At 71.0% G+C, this 12334-nt stretch carries 13 protein-coding genes, 2 tRNA genes and 1 pseudogene; 12 read left to right on the top strand and 4 right to left on the bottom strand.

From position 1 onward, the window contains the following. Positions 1-682, top strand: a pseudogene (locus H6A07_RS09595) (iron-containing alcohol dehydrogenase); the annotation flags it as partial. Between the two features lie 72 nt (positions 683-754). Here the strand turns inward: H6A07_RS09595 and H6A07_RS09590 are convergent. Together H6A07_RS09590 and H6A07_RS09585 are read right to left on the bottom strand one after the other, a co-directional pair. Continuing rightward, on the bottom strand, positions 755-1618 hold the full coding sequence (locus tag H6A07_RS09590) for a hypothetical protein (protein ID WP_204814700.1): 864 nt from the start codon (positions 1616-1618) through the stop codon (positions 755-757). Next, a complete protein-coding gene (locus H6A07_RS09585) occupies positions 1618-3159 on the bottom strand; it encodes a Mur ligase family protein (protein ID WP_204814699.1) in 1542 nt (513 codons plus the stop codon). Before H6A07_RS09585 ends, H6A07_RS09590 begins: the two co-directional genes overlap by 1 nt. A gap of 161 nt (positions 3160-3320) precedes the next feature. Between H6A07_RS09585 and H6A07_RS09580 the strand changes: the two genes are divergently transcribed. The 7 genes from H6A07_RS09580 to H6A07_RS09550 all read left to right on the top strand — a co-directional run bounded on the left by H6A07_RS09580 (position 3321) and on the right by H6A07_RS09550 (position 7484). Next, positions 3321-3396, top strand: a tRNA-Val gene (locus H6A07_RS09580). A gap of 52 nt (positions 3397-3448) precedes the next feature. Next, positions 3449-4177: a ribonuclease PH gene (rph, locus tag H6A07_RS09575; RefSeq protein ID WP_204814698.1), complete on the top strand. Its 729-nt coding sequence runs from the start codon at positions 3449-3451 to the stop codon at positions 4175-4177. A 262-nt stretch (positions 4178-4439) separates the two neighbouring features. Next, the gene (gene rdgB, locus H6A07_RS09570; RefSeq protein WP_204814697.1) at positions 4440-5063 is read left to right on the top strand and encodes an RdgB/HAM1 family non-canonical purine NTP pyrophosphatase; all 624 of its coding nucleotides are present in this window, start codon (positions 4440-4442) and stop codon (positions 5061-5063) included. A gap of 254 nt (positions 5064-5317) precedes the next feature. Continuing rightward, positions 5318-6052, top strand: a complete 735-nt coding sequence (nagB, locus tag H6A07_RS09565) for a glucosamine-6-phosphate deaminase (protein WP_204814696.1) — start codon at positions 5318-5320, stop codon at positions 6050-6052. A 156-nt stretch (positions 6053-6208) separates the two neighbouring features. Next, positions 6209-6505 carry a Veg family protein gene (locus H6A07_RS09560; RefSeq protein WP_204814695.1) on the top strand — a complete coding sequence of 99 codons (297 nt, stop codon included), beginning with the start codon at positions 6209-6211 and terminating at the stop codon, positions 6503-6505. Between the two features lie 8 nt (positions 6506-6513). Continuing rightward, a complete protein-coding gene (locus H6A07_RS09555) occupies positions 6514-7392 on the top strand; it encodes a 4-(cytidine 5'-diphospho)-2-C-methyl-D-erythritol kinase (protein ID WP_342636587.1) in 879 nt (292 codons plus the stop codon). Between the two features lie 15 nt (positions 7393-7407). Beyond that, positions 7408-7484, top strand: a tRNA-Pro gene (locus H6A07_RS09550). Positions 7485-7553: 69 nt separating this feature from the next. On the opposite strand, the gene H6A07_RS09545 is transcribed toward H6A07_RS09550, so the two are convergent. Then, positions 7554-8696, bottom strand: a complete 1143-nt coding sequence (locus H6A07_RS09545; protein WP_204814694.1) for a glycerate kinase — start codon at positions 8694-8696, stop codon at positions 7554-7556. A gap of 91 nt (positions 8697-8787) precedes the next feature. Between H6A07_RS09545 and H6A07_RS09540 the strand changes: the two genes are divergently transcribed. Continuing rightward, positions 8788-9636 carry an HAD family hydrolase gene (locus tag H6A07_RS09540; protein WP_204814693.1) on the top strand — a complete coding sequence of 283 codons (849 nt, stop codon included), beginning with the start codon at positions 8788-8790 and terminating at the stop codon, positions 9634-9636. Positions 9637-9758: 122 nt separating this feature from the next. Beyond that, entirely contained in the window at positions 9759-10607 is an 849-nt protein-coding gene (locus H6A07_RS09535) for a zinc ribbon domain-containing protein (RefSeq protein WP_204814692.1), read from the top strand. Between the two features lie 22 nt (positions 10608-10629). Here H6A07_RS09535 and H6A07_RS09530 read toward each other — a convergent pair whose 3' ends face one another. Then, a complete protein-coding gene (locus H6A07_RS09530) occupies positions 10630-11469 on the bottom strand; it encodes a spermidine synthase (RefSeq protein WP_204814691.1) in 840 nt (279 codons plus the stop codon). A 142-nt stretch (positions 11470-11611) separates the two neighbouring features. Between H6A07_RS09530 and tatA the strand changes: the two genes are divergently transcribed. Continuing rightward, positions 11612-11938 (top strand): Sec-independent protein translocase subunit TatA/TatB, encoded by a 327-nt coding sequence (gene tatA, locus H6A07_RS09525; RefSeq protein ID WP_204814690.1) that lies wholly within the window; start codon positions 11612-11614, stop codon positions 11936-11938. Between the two features lie 27 nt (positions 11939-11965). Then, positions 11966-12334: GreA/GreB family elongation factor (locus H6A07_RS09520; protein WP_204814689.1), on the top strand; the 369-nt coding region annotated here is incomplete at its 3' end.

The raw sequence follows: 12334 nt of genomic DNA, 5'->3' as shown, positions 1-12334 counted from the left end.
CTACACCATGCCCGCCAAGCTCTGCGCGCACACCGGCATGGACGCGCTGACCCACGCCATCGAGTCCTACGTCTCCACCGCCGCCTCCATGTACACCGAGGCCAACTCGCTGCACGCCATCCGTGAGATCGTGGAGTGGCTGCCCAAGTCCTACAAGGGCGACAAGGAGGCCCGCAAGCACATGCACGACGCGCAGTGCATCGCCGGCATCGCCTTCTCCTCGGGCCTGCTCGGCATCGTGCACTCCATGGCGCACAAGACCGGCGCCGCCTTCACCGGCGACCACATCATCCACGGCTGCGCCAACGCCATGTACCTCGGCAAGGTCATCCAGTTCAACTCCAAGGTCCCCGAGGCCAAGACCAAGTACGCCTACATCGCGCATGAGATCCTGCACCTTCCGGGCGAGACCGAGGACGAGCTCGTGGCCGCGCTCGTGCAGGAGATTCGCGACCTCAACGACAAGCTGGACATCCCGCAGGGCATCAAGAACTACGGCAAGGGCGGCGTGAAGGCCGACGAGTCCATCATCGACTACGCCGAGTTCGAGGAGAAGAAGTCCCGCATCGCCGTTGACGCCATCGGCGACGCCTGCACCGGCTCCAACCCGCGCCAGCCCACGCCCGAGGAGATGGAGAAGCTCCTCGAGTGCGTCTACAACGACGTGGACGTGGACTTCTAAGCCGCTCGGCTTTCCGGTTCGCGCACGGGCCGGGGTCCTTCGGGGCCCCGGCCTTTTTGCGTCGCGCGGTTTTCAGGCGAGGGGCAGGCGGGCATGCGCGCGGACGGCGGCCTGGAAGGCGTCCTCGAGCGCGTCGGACGAGTCGTCGAGAAGAACGAGCAGCCGCTGGGCGCTCCCGTCCGCCGTGGCGTAGGCCCGGCTTACGGCGTCCGCGATCGCGCGCGAGCCCCGGACCACCTCGACCGTCATGTCGTCGTAGTCGGCGCGGGCGGCCGCGACGAGGCGCTCCGCGTCTCGGCGGGAGCGGCTCTCCTCGACGAGGGCGAGGACGCGGTGGTCCGGCGAGACGAGCAGCTCGCCATGGCCGGGCGCCTTGGCCCCGAGCAGGCAGCGGAAGACGTGGTCGGCGTCAAAGCCCAGAAGGGCCGCCGAGGCCACCGCGCCGAGCACTGGGCCCAGGTTGAAGAGGCCCGTCAGGGGGACCGCGAGGCGGTCGGACCACGCGGGTGTGTGGGCAACGAACTGCAGGTAGCCGTAGTGGGTCTCGGCCCTGCTGGCGCCGACGTCGGCGAGCGCCCCCCGCGCGGAGAAGCTGAGCCCGCGCTCGGCGGTGCGCGCCGTGCCCGCGCCGCCGGCCCCGACGGTGCAGACGAGGTCCAGGCGCCGCGTCCCGCGCTCGGCGGCCTCGTCGAGCTCGAGGACCAGGTAGCGGAGCCCCCGCTCGCGCGCGGCGCGCAGGTGCTCGTCGAGGTGGAGCAGCTCGGCGGCGACGTCGGGACGGCGGGTCCACGCCGCGCCGTCGTAGAGCTCGCGCGCGCCGATGACGCCGGCGCGGCCGTAGGGTTCTTGCCCGTCGAGCACGGTGCGCAGCAGCGCGGAGGCGACCTCGCGGTCGCGCGCGCCACCGGCGACGCCTATGACGAGCGGGGAGGGCATCAGCGGGCGCCGTCGGCCGGGTGCTCCCGGTCATGGGCGGCGATCCCGCGTCGCGCGAGCTCCCGGTCCGAGACGCACGGGACGAAGCCCTCCCGCGTGAGCTGGTAGGCCTCGTGGCCCTTGGCGAGCAGCAGCACCACGGCGCGCCCGCCTGACTCCTCGGCGAGCTCGAAGGCCCGCTCCGCCGCCGCCTCGCGGTCGAGCACGACCTCGTGCGGGAAGCCGTCGGGCAGTGCGCGCTCCATCTCGCGGCAGATGTCCGCCGGGTCCTCGGTCCAGGGGTCGTCGGCGGTGAGGATGACGTAGTCCACGTAGCGCGCCGCGACCTCGGGCAGCTCGTAGCGACGCTCGCGCGCCTTGCCGCCCACGGCGCCAAAGACCGCGATCGTGCGGGCCCCAGCGAAGGTCCCGGCCACCGTGGAGAGCAGCGACTCGAAGGCGAAGCCGTTGTGCGCGTAGTCCACGACCACCGTGAGCCTGCGGTCGGCCGAGCGGTGGAACTCCATGCGCCCGGGCACGTGCGTGGCGGCCAGACCCGCCGCGATCTTCTCGGCGTCAATGCCCAGCAGGTCGGCGCAGGCGGCGGCGCAGAGGGCATCGGAGACGCTGAACTCGCCCGGGAAGGGAAGCCGGACGCGACGGGTCTGGCCGTGCAGGTGCAGCGTGAAGGCGATGCCGTCCTCGGAGGGGGCGAGCTCGTCCGCAAAGACGTCCGCGTCCGCGCGGTTCACGCCGAAGGTGAGCGTGCGCGGCGCGGCGCCGGCGGCGGCGAGGACGCGGTCGGCGTGGTCGGAGTCCAGGTTGACCACGGCGACGTTCGCCTGCGAGAAGATCCGCAGCTTGGAGGAGAAGTAGTCCTCAAAGTCCGCGTGCTCGACGGGGGAGATGTGGTCGAGCCCGATGTTGAGGAAGCATCCGGCGGCGAGGCCCACGCCGAGCGTGCGGTCGTACTTGAGCGCCTGGCTGGAGACTTCCATGACCAGGGCGGCGAGGCCCGCGTTGCGCGCGTTGGCGAGGTGGCGCCAGAGGTCGGGCGGCTCGGGCGTGGTGTTGTTGGAGGCGGCGCGGCCGGCGCCGTCGTAGGACTCCACGGTGCCGATGATGCCGCAGGAGCCCTCGCCGTGCGCGGCCTCCACGATCGAGCGGAGCATGTAGGCGGCCGTGGTCTTGCCCTTGGTGCCCGTGATGCCAATGACGGGCAGGTCACGGTCGGGATGGCCGAAGGCCTCGGCGGACGCGAGCGCCATCGCGCGGCGCAGGTTGTCCACGACGAGCGCGGGCGTGCCCGGCGCGACGGCGGCGAGCTCGGCGGCATGCGCCTCGTCGCAGAGGTAGGCCACGGCCCCCCGCTCGAGCGCGCCGGTCAGAAACGCCGGCCTGAAGGCGGCCCCCTTGCACACAAAGAGGTCCCCGGCCCGGGTCGTCCTCGAGTCGCACGACGTCCCCGTGACCACCACGGCTCTCGGGTCCCCCGCAGCAGAGACCCCAACTCCACCAGCCTGCACAGCCGCTGCTATGTCCGAAAGCGTCACGTTCTCCATACGCCCCAGTATAGACGTAGGCCTGGCGCCCGCCGGGGAAACCCCGCCGCGAGTTCCGCAGCCGCGCCCTTTGCGGCGAGGACTGTCCGAGCGGCGGGGTTTCCCCGGCGGGCGCCAGGCCGGCGGGCCAAGTGGCGCGTATGCTAGACTTCACGTTGTCCGGGCGATTGGCGCAGCGGCTAGCGCAGGTGCCTTACACGCACAAGGTCGGCGGTTCGAACCCGTCATCGCCCACCAGGTACTCGCGGCCCCGTCGCACTGCGGCGGGGCCTCTTTGCAGGGAGGTCCCATGGCAGACGCCGAGGCTGCCCGCTCGCAGGGCCGTGCCGCCAACGAGCTGCGTCCCGTCACGCTTACGCCGGGCGTCATGAAGAACGCCGCCGGCTCGTGCCTCGCGGAGTTCGGCGACACGCGCGTGCTCTGCACCGCCTCGGTCGAGGAGGGCGTGCCCGGCTGGCGCAAGGGCGCGCACGCCGGCTGGGTCACCGCCGAGTACGCGATGCTGCCTGCGGCCGGCAACCGGCGCACGCCGCGCGAGTATCGCGGGCGCAAGGGCCGCAGCATGGAGATCGAGCGGCTCATCGGGCGCAGCCTGCGCGCCGTCACGCGGCTCGACCGTCTCGGCGAGGTCACGATCACGCTGGACTGCGACGTCATCCAGGCGGACGGCGGCACGCGCACGGCCTCGATCACGGGAGCGTGGGTGGCGCTGCACCAGGCGCTCATGGGCCTCGTGGACGCCGGCCGGCTCCCGCGCCTGCCGCTGACGGGGCAGGTCGCGGCGGTCTCGGCGGGCATCGTGGGCGGCCGCGCCCTGCTCGACCTCGACTACCCGGAGGACTCCCACGCCGAGGTGGACCTCAACCTCGTGGGCACCGAGGACGGGCGCATCGTGGAGGTCCAGGGTACCGGCGAGCGCTCCACGCTCGACCGCGCCCAGCTCGACGAGCTCCTTGACCTCTGTCAGGGCGGCATTGCGCGCCTGATGGAGCTGCAGCTGCGGGCGGTTCGGGGCTAGGTGCACGGGCGGTCCTGCAAAACTATCGCTCGTGTGATAAATCGGGCGCGCCGCCGGCAAAACGGCCGCTCGTGTGGTAACTTTCCGCGCCCCGGAAATGGTTAAAAATCTGCGACCTGGGATTTCTTTGGTGCCGAGCGGGTTTTCCTCGGCGCAGACCGCGTCGGAGGGTCATACTGGCATCACACGAGCGACCGTTTTGCAGCCGCAGTCGCGCAAATATCACACGAGCGGGCGTTTTGCACGCCCATGGGAGGTCCGCATGAAGAGCATCGAGATTAGCGCGCTCGATCCCGCCAAGACCGTGGTCGTGGCCACGGGCAACGCGCACAAGGTCACGGAGATCGAGGCCATCCTCGCGCCGGTCATGCCGGGCGTGCGCTTCGTGGCCCTCGGCGAGCTCGGGGACTTCCCCGACCCCGTGGAGGACGGGGACACCTTCTTCGACAACGCCCTCATCAAGGCGCGCGCCGCGCAGGGGGAGACCGGCCTGCCCATGGCGGTGGCCGACGACTCCGGCCTCTGCGTGGACGCGCTCGACGGCGCCCCGGGAATCTACTCGGCGCGCTGGGCCGGCGAGCACGGCAACGACGCGGCCAACAACCAGAAGCTGATGGCTCAGATGGCGGACGTCCCGGAGGAGGCGCGCACGGCGCGCTTCCACTCCAGCGTGGTGCTCGTGCGCGGCGACGAGGTCCTGCGCGGCGACGGCGACTGCGAGGGCCGCGTGGGATACGCCCCCCGGGGCGACGGCGGCTTTGGCTACGACCCGCTCTTCCTGCCCGACGACACCCCCGGCCAGACGATGGCGGAGCTCACCCCGGAGCAGAAGAACGCCATCTCGCACCGCTTCCACGCCCTCGAGGACCTCTCGGCCAAGCTCTGAGCGGCGCGACTGCCCGTCCCCGCTCCCGGCCCGTTTGCCCCGCTCGTCTGAATCCTCGTGACGGCCGGGCCGTTTAGGTGCATGATAGAGGCGTCTGGGGTGCGCCCCGGGCCGTCATGGACGGGCAGGGGCCCCGACGCGGCGGCGCTCTTCTCATAGCTCTTGGCGACCTCGCCCTGGTGGTCGCAGTCACATTGGCCGCGGCCGATGGGGCCGCACGGCAGGGGCACCTGCCGGACTAGAAGGGAAACGCCATGAAGATCCTCCGCGCCAAAGACTATGAGGACATGAGCCGCAAGGCCGCCAACATCATCTCCGCCCAGGTGATCCTCAAGCCCAACTGCGTGCTCGGCCTCGCCACCGGCTCCACGCCGATCGGCACCTATCAGCAGCTCGCCAAGTGGTGCGACAAGGGCGACTGCGACTTCTCGCAGGTCTCCACCTACAACCTGGACGAGTACCGCGGCCTCTCCCACGACGACCCGCAGAGCTACCACTACTTCATGCGCACCAACTTCTTCGACCACATCAACATCGACCAGGCCAACACCCACGTGCCCGACGGCGCCAACCCCGACGCCGAGTCCGCCTGCTCCGAGTACGACCGCATCGTCGCGGCCGCCGGCTATCCCGACCTGCAGCTCCTCGGCATCGGCAACAACGGCCACATCGGCTTCAACGAGCCGGCCGACCACTTCTCCAAGGGCACCCACTGCGTGGACCTCACCGAGTCCACGATCAAGGCCAACAGCCGCCTGTTCGAGAAGGAGGAGGACGTCCCGCGCCAGGCTTACACCATGGGCGTCCAGACCATCATGTACGCACGCATGATCCTCGTGGTGGCCAACGGCGAGGCCAAGGCCCAGGCCGTCCACGATATGTGCTACGGCCCCGTGACCCCGAGCTGCCCCGCGTCCATCCTGCAGCTCCACACCAACTGCGTCGTGGTGGCGGACGAGGCCGCCCTCGCCCTCTGCCCGGAGGCGTAGACGCCCAGCCCAAACGTACGCCTGGAGGGCGAGAAGAGCGTTCTTCTCGCCCTCCTTTTGTGTGGGTCGACGGGAAGATTTGCACGTGCGCGCCGTGCGCCGTATGATATTAATTCCGGAATTTTGGGCTTTTGCCTCTGTCATACGGAGGACCGCATGGAGAACGACATCCCTCCCGTGAACCGGGTAGACGAGATCCGCGACGAGCTGAGCGCGCTCGAGGGCAAGCGCCTCAAGGTCAAGGCCAACATGGGGCGCTCGCGCATCGTCGAGCGCACCGGCACGCTCGTGCACGCCCACCCCTCGCTCTTCGTCGTGGAGGTCGAGGAGCGTCGCGGCCGCACCGCGCGTCAGTCCTACCAGTACGTCGACGTCCTCACCGGCACCGTCGAGCTCTACGACCTGGAGTCCGGCGAGCGCCTCTTCGACTTCGCCGAGACCATCGCGGAGTAGGGGCGGCGGTGCCCCGCACGGCGACCATCGAGGTTCCCTGCAAGGTGAACCTCCACCTCGGCGTCCACGCCGAGCGAGACGCGCGCGGCTATCACCGCGTGGACTCGCTCATGGTGCCCGTGGCGCTCTTCGACACCGTCCGCGTGGAGGAGGCGCCCGAGCTCGCGGTGTCCTTCTCGCCCGCGCTCTCGATTCCCGTGGAGCGCAGCGGCGTCTGGCGTGCCGCCACGCTGCTCGCCGAGGCCCTGGGGGAGCGCCCCCGCGTCCGCGTGGACGTCACGCGGCGCATCCCCGGCAGCGCGGGGCTCGGCAGCTCGTCGGCCGACGCCGGGGCCACGCTGGCGGTCCTCGCCCGGCTCTGGGGCGTCGACCCCCTCGACGAGCGCGTGACGGCGGTGGCGCGCCGGGTCGGAGCGGACGTCGCCTTCTTCCTTGACCCGAGGCCCGGCCTCTACGGGGGCGCCGGGGACGTGCTCCGGCGCACGTTCGCGTTTCTCGAGGCGCCGGTCGCGCTTGTCATGCCGTGCGCCGAGGGGGGCTCCACGCCGGAGGCCTACGCCGAGTTCGACCGTGCCGGCGAGGCGCCGGACGACCCGTCGGCGCTGATCGCCGCCCTCGAGGCTGGGGACGTCCGGGCGGTCGCGGCGACGCTTCACAACAACCTCGCGCCTGCGGCGCGTGCTCTCTGCCCGGAGGCCGGCGAGGTCGAGGCGTGGCTGCGCGGGCGCTCCGGGGTGCTCGGGGCGCAGGTCACGGGCTCGGGGACCTGCTCGTTTGCCCTCTGCGAGAGCGTCGCGGCGGCCGATGCCGTGGCCGCGCGCGCCGCCGATCGGGGCTGGCGAGCCTGGTCGACAAAAACTCTTGGCGCTGCGCCGGAAGTCTGCTAGAATATCCCCTCGCTACGGGTTGTGGCTCAGCTTGGTAGAGCGCTCGGTTCGGGACCGAGAGGTCGCTGGTTCGAATCCAGTCAACCCGACCACGTAGAATCGGGGCCGTCGGCACGCACGCCGGCGGCCTCTTTCGTTGCCTAAAAGGGGTCTGACCTCTTTTAGGCAAGTTTTTTGCCGAGGGACAGCAGCGAGAAGAGCCGATCGGCCGCGAGCGCGTAGAGCTCCTCCGCGCGGTCGAGCGCCTCGTCCAGCGACATCGCGTCGATCGCGGCGGGGACCGTCGCGGCCAGGCCCGGGACGCGCGCCGCCCCCGCGTCCATGCCGCCCACAACGGCCACGCACGGCACGCCCGCCCGCGCGCACGCGGCGGCGACGCCGGAGACCACCTTGCCGCGCGCCGTCTGCGCGTCCGCGTGGCCCTCGCCCGTGACGCAGAGGTCCGCCCCGTCGAGCAGCGCGTCAAAGCCCACGAGCTCGAGCACGCGCGCCACGCCGCCCGCCGGTTCCGCGCCGAGAAACGCGAGGCACGCCGCGCCGAGCCCGCCGGCCGCGCCCGCGCCCGGCACGTCGAAGTCGCGCCCGAACGTCTCCGCCAGCACGCGCGCCCAGTTCGCCATCCCCTCGTCGAGCCGCCGCGCCACCTCGGGCGAGGCGCCCTTCTGCGGGCCAAAGACGAGGCTTGCCCCCTCGGGCCCCACGAGCGGGCTGTCCACGTCGCACATCGTGTGGAAGCGCGCCCCGGCGACGAGCGGGCTCAGCCCGGAGAGGTCCACGGCGGCGACGCGCGCCAGGTCCGCGCCGCGTCCGGCGAGCTCGCGGCCGGCGCCGTCCAGCAGCCGCGCCCCGAGCGCGCGGGCGAAGCCCATCCCGCCGTCGTTGGTCGCGCTGCCGCCGAGGGTGACGGTCACGTCGCGCGCGCCGCGCCGGAGCGCGTCGAGCACGAGCTGGCCCGTGCCGTAGGCGCTCGTGGCGAGCGGGTCGCGCTCGTCGGGCGCGAGCAGGGTCAGCCCCGAGGCGGCGGCCATTTCGACCACCGCGCGGCCGTCGGGCAGCAGCGCGTAGGCGGCCTCGACCGGCCGGCCCAGCGGGTCGGCCACGAGCGCACGGACCTTCTCGCCCCCGCAGGCGGCGAGAAGCGCGTCCGCCGTGCCCTCGCCGCCGTCCGCCATCGGGACGGCGGTCCACGAGCAGCCGGGGAAGTGCCGCTCGGCGGCCGCCCCCAGCAGGCGCGCCGCGTCGGCCGACGAGAGCGTCCCCTTGAGCGAGTCGGACGCAAAGACGAACCTCGGCGCGCGCTCCATCGTGACCCCTTCCCCTGTTCCGTTTGCCCCATTGTACGGGTCCGGGGGCCTATACTGTCCCCCGTGAGACGGCGAGAGAAACGGACGCCCCTTGATCAAGCTCTTTGCGAGCGACCTCGACGGCACGCTCTTCAACATCTTTCACGAGACCGACGGCGCGATCCTGCGGCGGCTGCGCCGCGCGCTCGACGCAGGGCGCCACGTGGCCCTGGCCTCCGGCCGCTGCGTAAGGCACCCCGCCGACCTGGGCTTTTGCGACCTGCCCATCGAGTCGGTCGGCGCCAACGGGGCGCACGTCGTGGGCCGCGACGGCGAGGTGCTGCGCCACGTGACGATCGACCCCGCCGTCATCGAGGAGCTTCTCGGGAGCTTTCCGGGCGTGTGCGTCACCTGCGTCGGCCGCGACCGCACCTACGTGCGCGGCACGCGCGAGCAGAACGCCGCGAGCTACGTGATGCCGCACGGGCTGGCGGGCGTCGTCATGCGCCGCCAGATGCGCCGCCGCGCGTCTGCGGACGACGAGCTCTTCGACCAGACCGACGCGCAGGTGCTCGAGAAGGACATCTGCAAGATGAACTTCCGCGTCTTTGACGACGGGCTGCGCCGCGAGCTCGACGCGTTTGTCGCCGAGCATGCGGACGTGCTGGTCAACGCATCCTTTGACGGGGACCTCTTCGAGCTCACGGACCGGGGCGTCAACAAGGGCGAGGCCGTCGCGTGGCTCGCGCGCGAGCTCGGGATGGGGGAGGACGAGGTCGCCGTCTACGGGGACGGTGGCAACGACCTGGCCATGCTCGGGCGCTTCGAGCACGCCTACGCCACGAGCAACGCGAGCGACGAGGCCAAGCGGGCGGCCGGGAACGTCATCGGCAGCTGCGCGCTGCACGCGGTGCCGCGCCACATCCTGCGCACCGTTCGTCGCGAGGGGCCGCTGCGCTGAGCCGCCATTCGCCCGTCCGGGCCCGTCGGGGCCGCAGATGGGCGTATTCTGAAAGAGCTGTCAGCGAAACCCCGTCGGCGCGGCCCCGCGCGGCCCGCGCCCGCACAGAAAGGCGGCCCAAGATGTTCTGCCCCAACTGCGGATCCCAGATTCCCGACGGCTCCACGTTCTGCGCCGGCTGCGGCGCCCGTCTCGGCGGCCAGGCCGGCGGCACGTCGCCCGAGGCCACCGCGCCGGACGCCACGAGGGTCGCTCCGCGCCCGCAGCCGGCCCCGGCTCTCGAGGCTGCGCCGGCGCCCGTTCCCGCCCCGCCCGCGCCGTCGGCGCCGCAGCCGACCGGGCCCAGCACCGGCAAGGTCGTGGCCATCGTCGCGGGCGTCGTGGCGGTCGTGGCCGCGATCGTGCTCGTGATGGTGCTCGTGGTCGCGCCGAAGGTCAACGGCAGCTCGGCGGCGTCGGACCCCGCGCAGAAGGCGACCGTCGAGGAGCCGGCCGACGAGCCCTCGGACGAGTCCGCCGACGACCCCGCAGCGGACCCCGCCGACGAGCCCGACCCTGCTGACGAGCCGGACGAGCCCGTCGTCGAGGAGGACACGCTCGAGAGCATGCTGCGCGACGAGGGTTCCTATGACACCGTCTGCGACGAGCTCAACAGCAGCCTCGCCTCGTCCGGCGGCGATGCCATCGCCGACTCCACCGTCGCCATATCCGGCAACGACATCTACACCGGCATCAACGTCAACGTGGCCTCCACCGACGCCTCGGCGCAGGCCGTGGCCGACGCCCTCATGGAGGGCTACTGCTCTGACGGGATGGCCTCCGCGCTCTCCGAGGTCTGCGCCGAGCTGGAGGACCAGGCGGGGGTGTCGGGCGTCACGTGGGTCCTCGACCTCTACACGTCCGACGGGGTCAACATCGGCTACGTGGGGTACGGCGCGGACGGCATCACCATGTCGCAGAACCTCTTCTAGCCCCAAACTTGCCTAAAAGGGGTCAGACCCCTTTTAGGCAAGTTCGTGCGCCGCGCGGCACGAGGCCCGCGTCGTCGGTCGCCACCAGCACGTTGTTGCCGGGCTTCTCGGGCTCGTTGGGCCACTCGGGCACGTAGCCCACGTGCGCGAACTCACGCCCGAAGGCGTCCGCGACCTCCCGCAGCACCCGGGCGTGCCGCCCCTCGCACGCGCAGCGCACGTTGGCGAGGTAGACGCCGCCCTCGGCGAGGTGCTCGCGGACCACGTGCGCGCCCTCGGAGCTCGTGAGCGGCCCGAGCGGCCGGTTGCCGGAGAATGCGTCGTTCACGATCACGTCGTAGGGCTCGGTCGCGGCCCGCACGAAGGCCCACGCGTCACCCGTCACCAGGCGCAGCCGCCCGTCCTTCTCGGCCCCGGTCTTCTCTAGGCACTCGTCGAGGAAGAAGCGCTCGCGCGCCAGCGCCGTGATCGCGGGGTCGATCTCCACCACGTCCACGCGCGCCTCCGGCACATAGGCGGCCAGGTACTTGGGCAGCGAGTAGCCGCCCCCGCCCATCACCAGCACGTGCACGGGGCCGCACGCCGCCAGGCCCTCGATCACGCGGGCCATCTCGCGGTGGTACTCGCACGCCAGCTCGAAGCGCAGGTCCTCGGGCACGTAGGAGCCGCTCTGGAACGTCCCGTTGACGTTGAGCAGCCGCACGGGCGTCCCGTCGGCGTTCTCCGTGTCAAAGACCAGCGTCAGGCCAAACTTGGTCCGGCGCATCTCCACGCCGCGCCGGCGCAGCAGCCACGGCATCGCGGCCAGAAGCGCCGTGCACACGACGGTCAGCACGGCCAGGGCGATCAGGATCTCTCTCAAGGGCCCTCCCAAACGACGTGCGAGAAACCCGGTCTTCTCGCGTTTAGAGATTGTGAGTAGCGCTCAACCTCGGCTATACTAGCTGATGCTGTATTGGGCCTAAGGTCCGCTCGCACGTCTACACACTGGAAGGACACTTCATATGATTTTCGGCATGGGTCCCCTTGAGCTCGTTCTGATCGTCGTCGTCATCCTTGTCATCTTTGGGCCCAAGAACCTGCCCAAGATCGGTTCCGCCCTCGGCAAGACCGTGAAGAACGTCCGCGAGGGCATGGAGGAGGGCTCCGAGGACAAGTCCGACGAGAGCGACTCCCCGGTTGAGGCCCACGACGACGTTGAGGTCGTCGAGGACGAGGACGACGCCGACGCCCCCGAGGACGCCGACGAGCCCGTCTTCTGCTCCAAGTGCGGCACCAAGAACGCCGCCGACGCCGACTTCTGCTCCAAGTGCGGCGCCAAGCTCAACTAGCGGCACGTCAGGCATAAAGGAGCGCACATGGACAACACCAAGAAGATCGAGCTCACCGCCGAGGGCCGCCAGAAGCTCATCGACGAGCTGGCCTACCGCGAGGGCGAGAAGCACGACGAGATCGTCGAGCGCATCAAGGAGGCCCGCGGCTTCGGCGACCTCTCGGAGAACTCCGAGTACGACGCCGCCAAGGAGGAGCAGTCCAAGAACGAGTCCCGCATCAACGAGATTCGCCAGATTCTCTCCGTGGCCACGGTCGTCGCCGACAGCGGCCACGCCCTGACCGTCTCCATCGGCACCACCGTGGAGCTGGAGGACGAGAAGGGCAAGCGGTCTACGTTCAGCATCGTGGGCACCACCGAGACCAACTCCCTCGAGCACCGCATCTCCGTGGAG

The sequence above is a fragment of the Olsenella uli genome (genome assembly GCF_016899935.1).
GTDB lineage: Bacteria > Actinomycetota > Coriobacteriia > Coriobacteriales > Atopobiaceae > Thermophilibacter > Thermophilibacter uli_B.
The sequence above is the reverse complement of the archived record's forward strand: the minus strand, read 5'-3'. Positions and strand labels throughout refer to the sequence as shown.

Bases quoted from the DNA above. Each gene is read 5' to 3' on its own strand.
- rdgB (WP_204814697.1), top strand. From the start codon at position 4,440: ATGAAGAGCATCGAGATTAGCGCGCTCGATCCCGCCAAGACCGTGGTC.
- nagB (WP_204814696.1), top strand. From the start codon at position 5,318: ATGAAGATCCTCCGCGCCAAAGACTATGAGGACATGAGCCGCAAGGCC.
- H6A07_RS09535 (WP_204814692.1), top strand. From the start codon at position 9,759: ATGTTCTGCCCCAACTGCGGATCCCAGATTCCCGACGGCTCCACGTTC.
- H6A07_RS09590 (WP_204814700.1), bottom strand. From the start codon at position 1,618: ATGCCCTCCCCGCTCGTCATAGGCGTCGCCGGTGGCGCGCGCGACCGC.
- H6A07_RS09560 (WP_204814695.1), top strand. From the start codon at position 6,209: ATGGAGAACGACATCCCTCCCGTGAACCGGGTAGACGAGATCCGCGAC.
- rph (WP_204814698.1), top strand. From the start codon at position 3,449: ATGGCAGACGCCGAGGCTGCCCGCTCGCAGGGCCGTGCCGCCAACGAG.
- H6A07_RS09585 (WP_204814699.1), bottom strand. From the start codon at position 3,159: ATGGAGAACGTGACGCTTTCGGACATAGCAGCGGCTGTGCAGGCTGGT.
- H6A07_RS09545 (WP_204814694.1), bottom strand. From the start codon at position 8,696: ATGGAGCGCGCGCCGAGGTTCGTCTTTGCGTCCGACTCGCTCAAGGGG.
- tatA (WP_204814690.1), top strand. From the start codon at position 11,612: ATGATTTTCGGCATGGGTCCCCTTGAGCTCGTTCTGATCGTCGTCGTC.